The 14,293-nt window shown below is 59.2% G+C and carries 13 protein-coding genes and 2 pseudogenes; 8 read left to right on the top strand and 7 right to left on the bottom strand.

The features are described from left to right. The first annotated feature begins 590 nt into the window (after positions 1 to 590). Positions 591 to 1,826, top strand: a complete 1,236-nt coding sequence (locus tag DPM33_RS04495) for a M20 family metallo-hydrolase (RefSeq protein ID WP_208648362.1) — start codon at positions 591 to 593, stop codon at positions 1,824 to 1,826. A gap of 282 nt (positions 1,827 to 2,108) precedes the next feature. Here the strand turns inward: DPM33_RS04495 and DPM33_RS04490 are convergent, their stop codons facing one another. Continuing rightward, a complete protein-coding gene (locus DPM33_RS04490) occupies positions 2,109 to 2,324 on the bottom strand; it encodes a hypothetical protein (RefSeq protein ID WP_146770201.1) in 216 nt (71 codons plus the stop codon). A 491-nt stretch (positions 2,325 to 2,815) separates the two neighbouring features. On the opposite strand from DPM33_RS04490, the gene DPM33_RS04485 reads away from it, so the two are divergent. From DPM33_RS04485 to DPM33_RS04460, 5 genes and pseudogenes are all read left to right on the top strand, one after another. Further along, positions 2,816 to 4,030: an LLM class flavin-dependent oxidoreductase gene (locus DPM33_RS04485; protein ID WP_112096051.1), complete on the top strand. Its 1,215-nt coding sequence runs from the start codon at positions 2,816 to 2,818 to the stop codon at positions 4,028 to 4,030. A 16-nt stretch (positions 4,031 to 4,046) separates the two neighbouring features. Beyond that, complete coding sequence (locus tag DPM33_RS04480) at positions 4,047 to 4,349, top strand: YciI family protein (protein ID WP_112096049.1); 303 nt, start codon at positions 4,047 to 4,049, stop codon at positions 4,347 to 4,349. A gap of 386 nt (positions 4,350 to 4,735) precedes the next feature. Beyond that, positions 4,736 to 4,942 carry a hypothetical protein gene (locus tag DPM33_RS04470; protein WP_112096044.1) on the top strand — a complete coding sequence of 69 codons (207 nt, stop codon included), beginning with the start codon at positions 4,736 to 4,738 and terminating at the stop codon, positions 4,940 to 4,942. Between the two features lie 647 nt (positions 4,943 to 5,589). After that, a complete protein-coding gene (locus DPM33_RS35750; RefSeq protein ID WP_146770200.1) occupies positions 5,590 to 5,727 on the top strand; it encodes a transposase family protein in 138 nt (45 codons plus the stop codon). A 112-nt stretch (positions 5,728 to 5,839) separates the two neighbouring features. Next, positions 5,840 to 6,669: pseudogene (locus DPM33_RS04460) on the top strand (ISAs1 family transposase). A 309-nt stretch (positions 6,670 to 6,978) separates the two neighbouring features. On the opposite strand, the gene hydA reads toward DPM33_RS04460, so the two are convergent. From hydA to DPM33_RS04445, 3 genes are read right to left on the bottom strand one after another with little or no spacing between them, the layout of a single operon-like run. Next, the gene (gene hydA, locus DPM33_RS04455; protein WP_112096039.1) at positions 6,979 to 8,406 is read right to left on the bottom strand and encodes a dihydropyrimidinase; all 1,428 of its coding nucleotides are present in this window, start codon (positions 8,404 to 8,406) and stop codon (positions 6,979 to 6,981) included. Positions 8,407 to 8,417: 11 nt separating this feature from the next. Then, positions 8,418 to 9,236 (bottom strand): alpha/beta hydrolase family protein, encoded by an 819-nt coding sequence (locus DPM33_RS04450; protein ID WP_167448955.1) that lies wholly within the window; start codon positions 9,234 to 9,236, stop codon positions 8,418 to 8,420. Further along, positions 9,233 to 10,081 (bottom strand): alpha/beta fold hydrolase, encoded by an 849-nt coding sequence (locus DPM33_RS04445; protein WP_167448954.1) that lies wholly within the window; start codon positions 10,079 to 10,081, stop codon positions 9,233 to 9,235. The genes DPM33_RS04450 and DPM33_RS04445 overlap by 4 nt, the downstream gene beginning before the upstream one ends. 301 nt (positions 10,082 to 10,382) lie before the next feature. On the opposite strand from DPM33_RS04445, the gene tnpA reads away from it, so the two are divergent. Further along, entirely contained in the window at positions 10,383 to 10,817 is a 435-nt protein-coding gene (gene tnpA, locus DPM33_RS04440) for an IS66-like element accessory protein TnpA (protein ID WP_245442001.1), read from the top strand. A 26-nt stretch (positions 10,818 to 10,843) separates the two neighbouring features. Continuing rightward, positions 10,844 to 10,930 (top strand): annotated as a pseudogene (gene tnpB, locus DPM33_RS37705) (IS66 family insertion sequence element accessory protein TnpB); the annotation flags it as partial. Between the two features lie 86 nt (positions 10,931 to 11,016). Here the strand turns inward: tnpB and DPM33_RS04435 are convergent. Genes DPM33_RS04435 through DPM33_RS04425 form a run of 3 tightly spaced genes read right to left on the bottom strand, consistent with a single transcriptional unit; the run spans position 11,017 to position 14,188 of the window. After that, entirely contained in the window at positions 11,017 to 12,024 is a 1,008-nt protein-coding gene (locus DPM33_RS04435) for a tyrosine-type recombinase/integrase (RefSeq protein WP_112096033.1), read from the bottom strand. Then, complete coding sequence (locus DPM33_RS04430) at positions 12,021 to 12,953, bottom strand: tyrosine-type recombinase/integrase (protein WP_112096031.1); 933 nt, start codon at positions 12,951 to 12,953, stop codon at positions 12,021 to 12,023. Before DPM33_RS04430 ends, DPM33_RS04435 begins: the two co-directional genes overlap by 4 nt. Continuing rightward, entirely contained in the window at positions 12,950 to 14,188 is a 1,239-nt protein-coding gene (locus tag DPM33_RS04425; protein ID WP_112096029.1) for a site-specific integrase, read from the bottom strand. The genes DPM33_RS04430 and DPM33_RS04425 overlap by 4 nt, the downstream gene beginning before the upstream one ends. Positions 14,189 to 14,293 lie beyond the last annotated feature (105 nt).

Here is a 14,293-nt window from a genome sequence, read left to right as displayed (position 1 = left end):
GCCATTGAACAACGAATGTATGACGCGGTGGTCGTGTGCACGGGACCAGACAAGAATCCAGGTGAAAACCCTTTGGTTGCTGCGCTTCTGCATCAGGGTCTTGCTAAGCTTGACGAGACAGATCTTGGGATCGCCGTTGATGAGTACAGTAGGGTGATTGCAGGGGATGGGCGCTCGCAAGCTGACATGTTCGCGTTTGGGCCAATGACCCGTTCGAGTTTTGGTGAGATGTCGGGAGCCAATGGCATCGTAGCGCAGATCGGTAGGGTGACTCGCGATATCCTGGCCAAGTCGCCTAGAGGCTCTGTCGCAAAAGGCGCCTCTTTCAGGTGTTTCGCCCGTCGATTGACCGATCACTCGGCCCTGCGGAGCACAATCACGCTCGGCCGTTCATCTGTCGCACGTCACTCGATTGGTTGTGGATCGCGATAGTGCCAGAGCACGATCTTGCCGCTACGCCTCGACTGACTTCGTCGCTAACACGGTCGCCCATTGGTTTGTATCGGCCAAGATGACCGCCCTCACCAAGACAATGAGATTGCTCCGTCGGGGAAAGTTGAAAACACATGCTTGCTTCATTGTATTCTAGGATGGCGCTCGGTTGCGTCGAAGCAAATCGCTTCCTGGCCTCCGTAGAAAGGCTTGCCACATTCGGTCTGCGTGCAGATGGGGGAGTGGAAAGGCAGGCCTTGTCGGAACAAGAAATCGAGGCTCGAAAGTTCCTGATCGGCCGTGCGCGCGCGCTCGGTTGCAAAGTCGAAATCGACCCTTGTGGTAACCTGTTTTTTACGCGCGCTGGCGCCAAGCTAGTCCCGCCGGTCGTGATGGGAAGTCATATCGATACTCAACCGATGGGGGGGCGGTTGGATGGAGCCTATGGAGTCTTGGCTGGATTCGAAGTGCTGGCCGCCTTGGATGATGCGAGTATCGAAACCTCTCGGCCTGTGACGGTTGTCGCGTGGACCAATGAAGAAGGCAGCCGCTTCAAACCTGGAGCGATGGGGTCTGGAGCATTCGTGGAGCCGTCGCTACTGGAGCACTATCAGCACGCTGTTGGGGTCGACGGAGTGATCTTCGGCGAGGCGCTTGCCGAAGCTCGTTCAGCAATCGAGGGTGCGCTCGATTGCGCCCCTGGCTTTGCTATGCATGCATATCTGGAAGCACACATAGAACAGGGTCCGGTGCTGGAACAGTCTGGTCATTCTCTCGCGGTAGTGACCGGTATCCAAGGCGTCCGTTGGTATGAAGTTCGCTGCCAAGGTTGCGCTGCCCACGCGGGCACGACACCCATGTCAATGCGGCGCGACGCGGTCGTGCTGGCCAACAACTATCTCAAAAGAATTGTTGACCTGTCTGGAGAATTGTCCGCGCAAGACATCCGCATCACCTGCGGTCGGTGGAACGTGACTCCAAACTCCATAAATACCATTGCCTCGGAAGCGCTTTTTACCCTGGATGTGCGCTCGCCGAATTACGCTGGCCTAGATCGGTTCGAAGCGACCTTAGAGGCGGAACGCAACATGGTTGAAAATCAGGCGTTGATAACGATCGATCGCATTCTGGAAAAAGCGCCGACTGCCTTCGACGAACGTTTGCAGACCCTACTGGCAAGGGCCTGCCAAGCAGCTACTGGAACGGATCCTATTCGAATCATGTCCGGCGCTTTTCACGATGCACTCCATCTTGCAGGCCATTGTCCGACCGCCATGATTTTCGTCCCGAGCATTGGCGGAGTAAGTCACAACCCGGCTGAAGCAACGCAGCCCGACGACCTCGTCCTTGGCGTCCAAGCCCTCGCCTACGCAGTGACCTCATTAGCCATTTAGAGCCGGCACAGCTGCTGGCGCGATTTCGTGCAGAAGCCGCAACTGGGCTGGCGGAGCGTTCGCGGTGGCCGAAGCCGAGTACGCGGCGCGGCCGCCGGTTCTGGATGCAGCGGTGCTGTCGCCGCGAAAGGAGTAGCCTGGGCGGGCGCAAGGATCGCCTGCTTGCTCGATGGCGCTTCATCAACTTCGAGCACTAAGCCCCTAACGATCTGTGGCAACGATCTGTGGCGGATGGACTTCACGGGCCGCGTACCGCTTCGCCAGGGGCGGATGATTCCGGCGCTACATCGCCATCGACAACGGACCACCATGGGGCGACGGCGGGCGCAACAGCTTCACCGCGCTGGGCATCTGGCTGATCAAGATCGGCGCGAGCGTCAGCCATTTTCTAGGCAGTGCCATCCCCGGGGCGTTAGGCAAGGAGGAGCGCTTCCACCGTGCGCTCATGGCTTCGGCGCCTTCAAGAGTCTCCATCATGCCTTCGACAGCTCGCGTCATCTCTACCACGCCAGACTAAGCGTCGGCACGACGGCATTGCCACGCCGATCGATCGCTAACTGCCTTCAGCCGCGACTTTTGCGAGATTGTGCCGACCCTCGAACACGTCGCCGGCACCATCTACGCAAAATCCAGCGGAAGGAGGCGACCTCCCTGCTGGGACGGGCATTCAAGATCCGCAACGCCTTTGCTGGCAAGGACGTCACCTTAAGGCCGAACGAAACCGACGGCGTCTTCGACTCCCTACTTCCGACTTCAGAAAATCCAGACCATCGACCTCAACACAATCTGCCGACGGTATGGGAATTGTTCGCGAAGTCGCCGGTCCACGCAGTATTGTGGGTGGTTGCACGCCGCCTTGCGCAGATAAGAGGAAAGTTAAAGGGCCCACAGCACGACCATGCCTGACGCGTGTTTACACCCCGATTGCGCAAAGCTGCTCTAGAGCGCTTGCACCAGCGAACTTGTTTTAGATTTCGAAAAGCTGTCGGATGGTACCGAACCTCAATAAAAATTGGCCATGGGAGCAATATTTTATGCGGCTTTTTTATCATTGCGACATGGCCTATCCACAGTGGCCAGCTCCGGATCAATATGAAACCGCCATCGTAACTCTCCCCAACCGGTACTTCGATCCAACCGTCGGTCATGAGCTGTACAAACGCTACATCGACGAGTTTGTCTTCGCCGACCAAGTTGGATTGGACTTGATGGTCAATGAACATCACCAGACACCTACTTGTCTCAGCACCTCAGCTCCGATGTTGCTGGGAATTCTTGCCCGTGTGACGTCGAACGCCCGGCTTTTGGTCCTTGGCAACCCAATCGCTCGGCGTCTCCAACCCGTCCGAGTTGCTGAAGAGATGGCAATGATCGACGTGATATCCAGCGGCCGTCTCGAATGTGGATTTGTCCGAAGCGTGCCATACGAGGTCGCCGCGACGAACAGCAACCCGGTCCGGGACGCCGAGCGTATGTGGGAAGCCCACGATTTAATTTTGAAGGCCTGGACAAGCCACGATGGTCCCTTCTCGTTTGAGGGAAAATATTATTCGCATCGGCTCGTCAATATCTGGCCACGGCCCGCGCAGCAGCCGACCCCGCCGATCTGGATGACCGGTTCCAGTCCGCAAAGCTGTGCGCAGGTGGGTGAGCGAGGCTACGTTCTGGCGACCTTCGGATCCGGATACGACCGCACTCCAGCGATCTTTGACAGCTACCGCAAAGGATGGGACTCAGCGGACCACAGCCGTCCATTCGGCTTGGACCGATTGGCCTATACTTCTCTGACGTATGTTGGTTCAACAGATGCGGAAGCGCGAGAGGCCGCAGAGCACGTGCTGTGGTTCTACAACAGGCCAGCGAAAGCTCCGTTGCATTTCTCCAATCCGCCCGGCTATGCGAGCCCGGCGGCAAACGTGTCCGTACTTCGGACCGGCAAGGCCTTGTCCGGTCCCATGAGCCGCGCAAGTCCGTTGACGGTCGACGAAGCCATCAGCAGGGGACTCCTATTTTGTGGCAGTCCGGACACGGTCGTGGGTCAGATCAAAAGATTTTACAGCGCGGTCGGTGGGTTTGGGAACCTGGTCTGCCAGGCTCACGGTGGAGCCCTTGGCCATGAAGAAACCATCAACGGAATTCGCCTGCTTGCCCAGGAAGTATATCCGCAGCTGAAGGAATTTGGCCAAGTATCGGTCGCGGCGTAAGATAGGACAGGAAGCAATGTTGTTCGCCATAATCTGTACAGACAAGCCAAACTCTTTGCAAATTCGGCTCGACAAACGACAAGAACATCGCGCCTATCTCGAAGCTTTGAACGAGGCAGGTTCCATAGCGTTCTCAGGTCCGTTCATCTCTGTGGGCGGAGTTGCGGACGGTAGCCTAATAGTGACTGATGTCGAAGACCTCGCGGCCGCCAAATCGGTCGCCGAGAACGATCCATATTCCAAGCACGGACTATTTCAAGACATCCAGGTACGACAATGGAATTGGGGTATGAACGCGCCAACTCAAAACAAACGTTAGAGCGTCTGGACTTCTGGCTTTGTTGAGTGGCTTTCCGCAGTATGGAAGCGACGTACTGATCGACAGTATCGATGTTAATACTTCGTCTCGGGTGATGGCACCCCACCGAGCTTTGCAGTTCTTGTGGAGTTGTCTTCCATCCCTGGGTATTGGCGGATGAAGCGGTGAGCGACAATGGTTACCGGGGAACCAAATGACGTTCGATTGAAGAATGTTGATGGTAATTGGGTTGTACATGTCGTCAAAGATGGCAAGGTGACTCGGCGTTTGTTCGACGCTCAAGCTGTTGCCGAGAGCTACGCCGAAGACCAGCGAATTAGACTCGGGCTGCCTGGACGGCCGCCGACCAGTTGACAAACGTTGAGCCGTGATCGGAGGCAAACCCTGTGGATGAACGCCTTAAGAGGCTCGGCGAAATCCCCAACTTCATCATCAACGAAGTTCTCGACTTCGCAGAGTACTTCGATCGCGGTATTGTCGTTACCCTGGTTGACACACACGGAGTTCACCTTCGTCTCCACCTCACAGTCGTGACGTCGGAATTGCTTTGCGAGCGAATTGCCGACGCGTTGGAGCGCCGGTACGGCAAATAACGACTTAAGGCTAAACTGCTTGAGTCGATTGATCGACAATACCTGTGATCAGGTTGCTCCTTGATTATTTCGGTATACGGCGGACCTTGACCTCCGCCTGGCCGGCGCTATCAGACGCCTCCCAAGCAGCGCCGGCCACCTCCCCACGGGCTCTTGTTCCGTACCGCCGTGCAACGGTCGCGGTCGCCGAATGGCGTCGCTTGCCGCGATCGTATCCTGCGGGTGTTGTAAATCGCGGCTTACGTCGCCATGCTCCGGCATGGGCCAGGCTGATCAACGCGGCACGGCTGGCAGGTTCATCATGGAACCATCGCTCATCTGGCAAATCGTTTCCACGATTATGTAACTGGCCACTGTACCGCTCTTTTCGAGCGGGATTGCGCCAGCGAGGCGCACATCGCATCGTCGCTCCGGAATATCCCGAGGTCGCGGCACGGTGGCAAGGTGCTTAGTGCTGTCTACGAAGCCAAACTTGCTGGGGTCTCCTGCGGCTTCAGGCCGTGGCCGAGATAGCAGCGCCCAAGCAGAATGGCGACCCGTTCGTGCCGAATGGCACGGCTGGGAAGTCGGGTTAACGAGGTTTTGGAATTGAAGGGGACCTGTGATTCCAATCATAGCTTGATTCGCTGGAGACGTGCTGGTCCCCAATGTTCGACGAGCAGACTCCGCAGTCGCGCGTGGCCGTTCTCCTCGAGGAGTTTTCGCAGATCGACGATGACCGCGAACCTTGGCGGGTGGCGTTTCCGCTCGAGGAGATGCTGTTGCTGCTGACCTGCGCGACATAGCCGACTGCGACGATTTCGACGCCATCGTCGCCTAGGGCGAGCATCATCTCGACCTGATGCGCCGGTTCGCCCGTTCCACCACAGCATCCCCTGCGCCCGCTGGCTGCGGGCCTTGGTTAATCGCATCGACCCGATCCTGTTCGAGCGCTGCTTCGAGAGCTGGACCGCCGCGCTCTGGCCGGGCCGGCACGAGGTCATCGCCTTCGGCGGCAAGACCCCCCGCCGCACTCACGATCGTCGCAAGGGCCTCAAGGCCCTGCACACGCTCAGCGCCTATTCCACCAACGCCCGGCTGTCGCTGACACAGCTCTCGGTGCAGGACAAGGCCAACGAGATCACCCCATCCCCGAGCTGCTCGATCACCTCGCCGAGACCCGACAGCTCGAAGGCGCCCTCGTCACCATCGACGCCATGGGCACCCTGGTCGAGATCGCCGACAAGATCCACGAGCACAAGGCCGACTACGCTGCCCTGAAGGGGAGCCAGCCGACCCTCGAACACGGAGTCGCAGACTATTTCCGCGGCCCCGAAGAACGCGTCACCAAGACCACCATCGAGAAGGGCCACGGCCACATCGAGACACACGTCTACACCGCTTCCAGCGTCGTCAACTGGATCGACCCCGACCGCAGCTATCCGGGCCAGCCGCGCTTTCGCGGCATCAAGACCATCGTCAAGATCCCCAATCGCACCGAACTGGCCGACCGCTGCACCTTCGATACCCGCCAATACATCAGTTCGGCGCCGCTCAATATCGAACGACTCGCCGACGCCGCACGCGGCCATTGGGGCGTCGAAAGTTTCCACTGGCTGCTCGTCGTCCGGCGCTTCACCCTCAACCTCGTGCGCGCCAGCAAGACAAAAGGAAGCGTCAAGCTCCGCCGAAGAACCGCAGGGTGGCGCTCGGATTCCCTCCTCGAAATCCTTCTTCAACTCAGATGAACGTTAACCTGGATTCGCAGCCGTGGCCGAATGGCCAGTGGCCGCTTGGGCGAGTCCCCAAATCTCCTGGCGCAACCGCCACCAGCTTGCGCGTCAGGCGTCTCCCTTCCGTCGTATGCCTCACGGATGAACCGGCTATCTGAGTTCGTCTGCGCTGAGGAAGGCGGAGGTCCCGGGTCCCGGGCCGCGGCTCGCCGCGCCATGCAAGGGCGGCAGGCCGCACAAGCCGCGGCATGGGCTGGTCCGGAGTTCGAGCCCTTGAGCGAACTCCTGCCCCGCGTCGCCAAAGCTCTGCATTGTATGCTGGCCTCAGGCTCTCGGTAACAGCTTGCCGGTTCCGGCTTTAGCAAGGATTTGATTGTCTCGGACAACAACTTCTCCCCGGCGAATTGTGGTGGTTGGCCACCCTTTTGCGCTGTAGCCTTCCCACGGCGTGTAGTCTATGGCTTGGTGCATGTCGCTGACATTTATCGTCTTTTCCCTCGTAGGATCCCATATGACGAGGTCGGCGTCCGCCCCAGGAATGATGTCTCCCTTCCGCCCTTTCAGACCGAAAAGGTGAGCTGCATTCGTTGAAGTAAGTCTTACGAATGCGGGTAGATCGAGCCGGCCTTTGGTGACCGCCTCATTGAATAGCACTGTCATTCTGGTCTCAATCCCAGGCACGCCATTTGGTATTGAATTGAACGCGGGCGTGCCATCGTCGTTAAGCAATGCGGTCCCTTGGCCATAGGCGCTGCTGCCAGGGTCCCGTTTCGCTTTTGCAAACGAAAACCCGCAGTGATCCGACGAGATCACATTAAGTGTTCCCCTCGATATTGCGGCCCACAACCGGTCCGCCTCGCCCTCATCGCGCAGTGCCGGCGAGCAGACCACCTTCGCGCCTTCAAAGTGCGGCTTCTCCAGGTCGGCGATAGTGTGTGTGAGGTAGTGCATACACGTTTCGCCCCACACTTTCGATCCACGCTTGCGCGCCCTTTCAATCTCATCGGCAACTGCACCCGCGGAAACATGGAACACCTGAATTGGCTGGCCGACCAACTCGGCCAAGGAAATCGCACGGTGGGCGGCTTCTCGTTCAACAACCACCGGGCGTGCCCACGCGTGGTAGACGGGGGCCGTCTTTCCGGCAGCCAAGAGCGCATTTTGCAGCCACTCTATCGCGTCATAATTCTCGCAGTGTACGGTCACCATCATCCCGAGTTGCTTGGCCTTCGACAGCACCGAGATGAATTGGCCATCGGAAAGACGGAGGGGATCGTAAGTCAAGAATACCTTCAGACTACGAACCCCAAGAGCCAACAGCGTCGGTATTTCTTGATCTAGGACCTCGGGAGACGGGTCGGTAATGATCTGATGAAAACTATAGTCGGCTAGAGCGCGGGAGGCTCGTTCAAGGTAGTCAGGCGCGCTTGACTTGATCGAGTGGCCCCGCCATTGGGGCTTGAAGCAAATGAGCGACGTGGTCCCGCCGGCCAGGGCCGCTTTTGATCCAGTCTCGAATGTTTCTTCCTGAACAGATCCGCTTTCGGCAACTTCTTCAATGTGACAGTGAGGGTCAAGTCCTCCCGGGATTACAAGCTGGTGCTCCGCAGACAGTTCTTCCCGGCCGCGGCGCAGGTTCCTACCGATTGCCGTGATTACACCATCTTTTACTCCAATGTCGGCTGAGAAGCAGTCAAAGGATGTCACCACGGTACCGTCACGAACCACTAGGTCAAAGTCGAAGTCAACCACATGTCATCCTTTCAGGACTTGATAGTTCTGTTAAGAAAACGCAGTAGGCGTGGCGCAAACATCGCAGATTGGCTCAAGGCTTGGTCTAGCGGTTCCAACAGCCAGTAATGCTGGGCGTAGGGCAGGATGCAGGTGGTCACATCAAAACCAGCAAGTGCAAGCGCTCGGGCAAAGGGCTGAGACTGCAACTGCTCGCTGACGACGCTGTCCTCTGTCCCCCAGGCAACAAGAAATGGTATTCGATTGTTGCTCCGAACACAGCGAGATAAAGGGGATGCCTCGAAGTAAGCGGCGCGGTTGTCGTAGAGCGCGCAGCCAAGCAGCCATTCTATCGATTTGTCCAACGGCCGCGTCATCTGCTCATACGACCACTCCGCCGCCAAATCATAGACGCCGTAAGCTGCGACAACGGCCTTGATGCCAACCGAAGGGCTAGGTTGATTACCAGCGGCACTATCTAGGCCGACCATTGCTGCTATGTATGCTCCCGATGAAGCACCCATCAGCGCGATACGATCCGGATCGATTCGCAAGAAGGATGAGTTCGCCTGGCAGAATTTTATAACCTCGCGCAAATCTGCTATTACCGTTGGGTAGGGTGTCTCGTGGATATTGAAATGCCAGCGGTCCACGGCCAACAGCGCATAGCCGTTCTCCGCCAGGAGTTGCCCCCAATGCTGGTAGCCCCCCCGAGATCCCTGGTTCCACCCACCACCGTGTATACCAATCACGGTCGGGTGCGGGTCCTCTCCCTCCGGACTATAGAAGTCAGCATGCAGGACCCGTGCATCGGGTACGTTAATCTGGAGTTGTTGGTATTTACTGTTCATTGAGTATCCACCATCCGGACGTCTATTCGAGATCCAGTCCATGCTTTTGTAGACGATATAAAAGACATGATGCGGGAACCGACTTCCTCGGGCTGTTCAACCAACGGGAGATGTCCGCAATTTGCGATTTCTCCAGACTGCGCGCCCTTGATCAAAGAAGCGAATGCATCCGCGTTCGCCCTTGAGACAAGTCCATCGGACTCACCGCGCAGAATCAGACAAGGAAGGTCGATACCCGCCACGCGATATTTGAGCTTCGGGTTGTGAAAGAAGGAGTCCCAACTCAACAGTGCCATGGTCTCCCAACCGCGGGCCATTCTTTCCAACGTGTTGTCGTCACCGCGACTTTGATCGAAACGTGCGTGAGCGGGATCGCGATAGAGGAGACACTCAAGCGCCGACCTAGACATGGAATAGATGTCAGGCACGTCCAGTCTGTCATATGGTCCAGCCTTGAGTCCAAATGCACCAACAAGGACCAGGCCCGACAGCCTGCTGGCATCCATGGCGGCCATTTCAGCCGCTACCCAGCCGCCGAAGGAACAGCCTGTGAGAATCGCGCGCTTTACGTCCAGTTTCTTTAAGAGCTGAAGGCCCAGGTAGGCATAGTCGTCGGTCGAGTTGATCCACCCCGGCAGGGCGTTGTCACCAAATCCTGGAAGCCGAATAGCAATAACAGAGAAATTTCGCGCAAAATCACCTATAAACGGCCCGTCTGGACGAAATCCAAAAGAACCATCTATCAAAACGAGCGGCTGCCCGGATCCCTCTCGATGGAATTCAACGTCGACGCCAAGGACGTTGCAAGTCTGCCATTCCGCCGTTCGAACTTCGATAGTATTCACTGACAATGCTCCTCTCCAAACCGGCACAACGCTCGTCAAGACTGCGATCGTTCAAGCGTGTCAGGACAAGCAGACCGCATCAATTTCGCGCGTTGTTGCAGTCCGAAGTCGAGTTGCGTCCATCAAGCGTCAATCGGCGTCACCACCGTTCGACTATGGCGCTTGGCTGGCGCCATTCGATGGTTTCTTTCCGGTTGGCGTTGTCTGGCTTTTCAGGGTAAGCGGCGTTTCCGGGCCACCTTTCGAGAGTGATCGCGATCTGTGAGGTTGCCGATCCTGTATTGGGATCGGAGATAGGCTTGTGTCTGGACTTGACCTTACGCTTGACCCGGAGCGGCAGCCCCGGCGTTTCGAGGTGATCAACGGTGCTGGCGGCCGGCGTCACTGGTCGATGGATGACAAGGCGCGGATCGTCGCGGAGACGCTGGAACCGAACGCAGTCATTTCCGAAGTCGCCCGGCGTTATGGTCTGAGGCCACAGCAGGTGTTCGCCTGGCGGCGCGAAGCGCGCAAACAGGCCGCTTCGGAGGAATCCCCGGCCTTCGTGCCGGCGGTGGTGACGACGCCGCCTCCGGAACCCACGCCGACGCGTCCAGCGCAGCCGCGGAAGCGGAAGGCGACCCGCGACGTTGGGGTGATCGAGCTTGAGATCGACGGTGTCGCCATGCGGGTCGGTCGTGGCGCTGACGCCAAGACGGTGGCTGCGGTGATCCGTGCGCTGAAGAGTTCGTCGTGATCGGCCCGACCGGCGCCGTGCGCGTCATGGTGGCGACCAGGCCGGTGGACTTCCGCAAGGGCGCTGAGGGATTGGCGGCGCTGGTGCGCGACACGATGGGCGCCGATCCGTTCTTATGCGTCGGGCGAGATTATGTGGCGGAGCCGCCCTGACCCCCTTTCGGGCCGGCCAAACCCAGCTTGCCTCCGCCACATAATATTCAGATGGAGTTCAGCAGTTGCAGAACGGAGTCATTTGGTCGGAAACGCACGCCGTGATCGCCGGTGACGCCCGCCTTCTCGAGTCCATTGCGCATCATCTCGACATCCGCTGCGGCATAGCGGTGGGTCGTGGCGACCTGTGCGTGCCCGAGCCAGGCTTGGATCGTCAAAAGGTCCACGCCGGACTGGAGAAGCTTCATGGCGAGGGAGTGCCGGAAGATGTGCGGCGATATGGGCTTGTCGGCCAAGGCCGGCCTGGTAGGCACGGCCTCGGTGGCCGCACGCCGCACGATATGGGTCGCTCCGAAACGAGTCAGGCGCTCGTTGCGGGCGCCGACGAATATCGGTCGCGGCTCGTGATGGGCGATCCCGCGCTCGCTCAACAAGGATGTCAGCGCCCGCGCCAGGTCCTTAGCAATGGGGACGACGCGGTCTCTGCGCCCTTTGCCGCGTAGCAGCACTTGTGGGTGCGGCCGCTCCAACTGAAGGTCGTTTGCGTTGACGCCGGTGGCTTCGGAGACCCGGGCGCCGGTCCGTGCCAAGAAGAGCAGAAAGGCTCGGTCGCGCCGACCACGGGACGTCTTTGGATCGGGCGCCGCGATGAGGGTGTCCACTTCGGCCTTGGTGAGGTGGTACGTCACCTCAATGTGCGTCCGTTTAATGGGAATCGTCAGCACGCGTTGGGCGACGCCGAAGGACGCCGGGTCGGCGGCAGCGACGTGGTGGAAGAAAGATCGGATCGCGGCCAAGCGGGCGTTGCGCGTGGTGACGGAATTGTTCCGCTTCTCCTCGAGTTCGTCGAGAAAAGCGAGAACGAGGTCTCGATCAAGCTCTTCGAGCGCCAACGCCGCCGGCTTCTTCCGCAATCGGGCGGCGGCAAAGAGGATCAGCATGCGCAAGGCGTCCCGATAGCTGGCCACGGTCGCGGGAGTCGCGTTCCGCTGCTTGGTCAGGCGCCGGCGGAAATAGGACTCCAGGAGCGGCGCTAGGAGCAGGTGTTCGCTCATGCTGCGCCCCCATCGAGGGCGGCACGCTCAGCCGCGATGGCGAGGAGCTCCGCCGAGCCCGTGAGGTAGTAGGCCGTGTCGCTGTAACTGGCGTGGCCGAGATATGTGGCGAGCAAAGGCAATAGCGCCTGAACGTCTGCGCGCTGTTGGTGCCAGAGGCTGAGGCGGGTCACGGCAAACCGGTGCCTGAGATCGTGCGGCCTTAACGGCTTACCGCCATCAAAGTCGGCGAGTTTACGGACCTCGGCAAAGCCGTTTTGCAGGCCGGTCGCCGAGAGGCGGTTGCCCCGGGAACTGAGGAAGAAGCCCTGATCCTTGGGTGTGGGGAAAGCGGCGTCGCGCTCACGGGCATAGCAACCAAGGGCAGCCTGGGTTGTCGTGTGAACTGGAACGAGACGATCCTTGCGGAACTTTGTCTTCCGAACGAGGAGAACCCCGTTGGTGAGATCAACGTCGGAACGATCAAGCCCGACTACTTCGCCCGATCGCAGCCCCGAACTCGCCAACAATCCGATCAGCGTCGCCATCGTCCGCCCTCGCAGAGGGATGCTAGGCGAAATGCGGGCGCATGCGTCGATGAGTGACGTCAACTCAGCCTCGCTGAGAATACGCGGAGGCGGAATCGCTCTGGATCTGGGGAAAGCCCTGCGCTCCAAGACTTCGGTTCGCGCGTCGTAAACGGCGAGATACTCGTAAAACCGGCGGAGCACGCCGTGACGAGTGACGCGGCTGTTGGCGGCGCCGCTGAACGACAGGGCGAAATCCAGCGCCAACGTTCGAGTGGCGGGCCCATCGAACTGAGCGCGCTCAACGTACCTCACGAAAGCCCGCAACGTGCCGGCTTGCTTGCTGAAGGCATAGCCGAGGGAGTGGCGTAGCTCGATGTAACACTCGGCCTTCTCGCCGAGGAATCGGGCAAAGGCGGTCATGCCACGCCTCCCGGAAAGGGGAGTGCGACCTCGGCAAGTTGCGAGGTCGCGACCTTTACGTACAGCGCCGTTGTGTTGACGCTGCGGTGTCCCAGGAGATCGGCGACCTCGTTGATCGGCCTTCGCTGCTTGACGAGCTGGGTGGCAAGACTGTGGCGCAGGAGATGCGCACCTGCGACCCGCCCGAGTTCAACCCCGCCATGTCGCAACCGCTTCCGCACGATCCTTGAAACAGGCGACGCGCATTTGAACGGTGCCACGGGCGGCGTGAAGGACAGGAACAGATACGGACTATCCACCTTCGGTCGAGCGCGCAGGACGTAGTCGGCGAGCGCGGCGCCAGTCTCCTCGAGCAGCGGCGCCACCCGATCCCGCTTGCCCTTGGTGCGCCGGACAGAAACCTCGCCAGCACGCCAGTCGATATCCTGCAGCTGAATGGCGCGTAGCTCACCGTTGCGAATGCCCGTGGTGGCGAGTAGCAGCAGGACGGCTCGATCGCGGATGTCGACCGGCGTCGTTGCGCCGATCGCATCGATTGCACGCCGAACGTCATCCCATGCAAGGCGCGGCGGCAAATGCGCCAAACGCCAATGAGGCGTCCTTGGGACGACGCGGTCGAGATCCTGGTCATGGTGGCCAGCCCAACATAAAAACTGAAGAAATGTTCGGATGTGAGAAGTCGCTGCCGTGCGGGTGCCGGTTGTCGCCGATAGCGACAGCCGATGCTCGACAGCAGCAAGGACGTGCTCAGCCGTCAACGCCTCGAGATCTTGACCGGGATGGTGATGGCGGAACCAATCCAGAAAGCGGCGGCCTCCCAGAAGAACGCCTTCGCGTGTCGTCGGCTCAAGTCCTCGCACCTTGCGCAAATAGTCGGAAAATGAGGTCAGAAGCGGAGTATCCGGATCATCATCTACCTTGGGAGGGGAAGCGATGAAGCGCTCCGGAGCCACTCGCCGTGCATGTCCCAGCGCCGATGCTGCCCCAATGCGTGGAGAATCCGTAGTAAACGTGCATAAATAGCTGTCGACGACATCTTGATGGATCGGCATCCGACCACAGCGCGTTGCGGCAAACTGGCTAAAGCGCGCAATCCGGCTCAGGTAAATCTTGGCGGACGCTCGCTTGTAACCAAGGGTGAAAAAATGCTCCGCGAGGCGATCCATCTCGCCACCGAGTGCACCGCTACGCAGGCGCTTGAGCACCCCACAATAGGAAAAATAGAACTCGAGCATTCTGCCCCTCCGGCGTTGTGGCACAGGGGAATCCCGCGCCATGAGAGAGGCATGAAATATTATGTGGCGGAGGCAAGCTGGGTTTGGCCGGCCCGAAAGGGGGTC

Source organism: Mesorhizobium hawassense (assembly GCF_003289945.1).
Lineage (GTDB): Bacteria > Pseudomonadota > Alphaproteobacteria > Rhizobiales > Rhizobiaceae > Mesorhizobium > Mesorhizobium hawassense.
The sequence above is the reverse complement of the archived record's forward strand: the minus strand, read 5'-3'. Positions and strand labels throughout refer to the sequence as shown.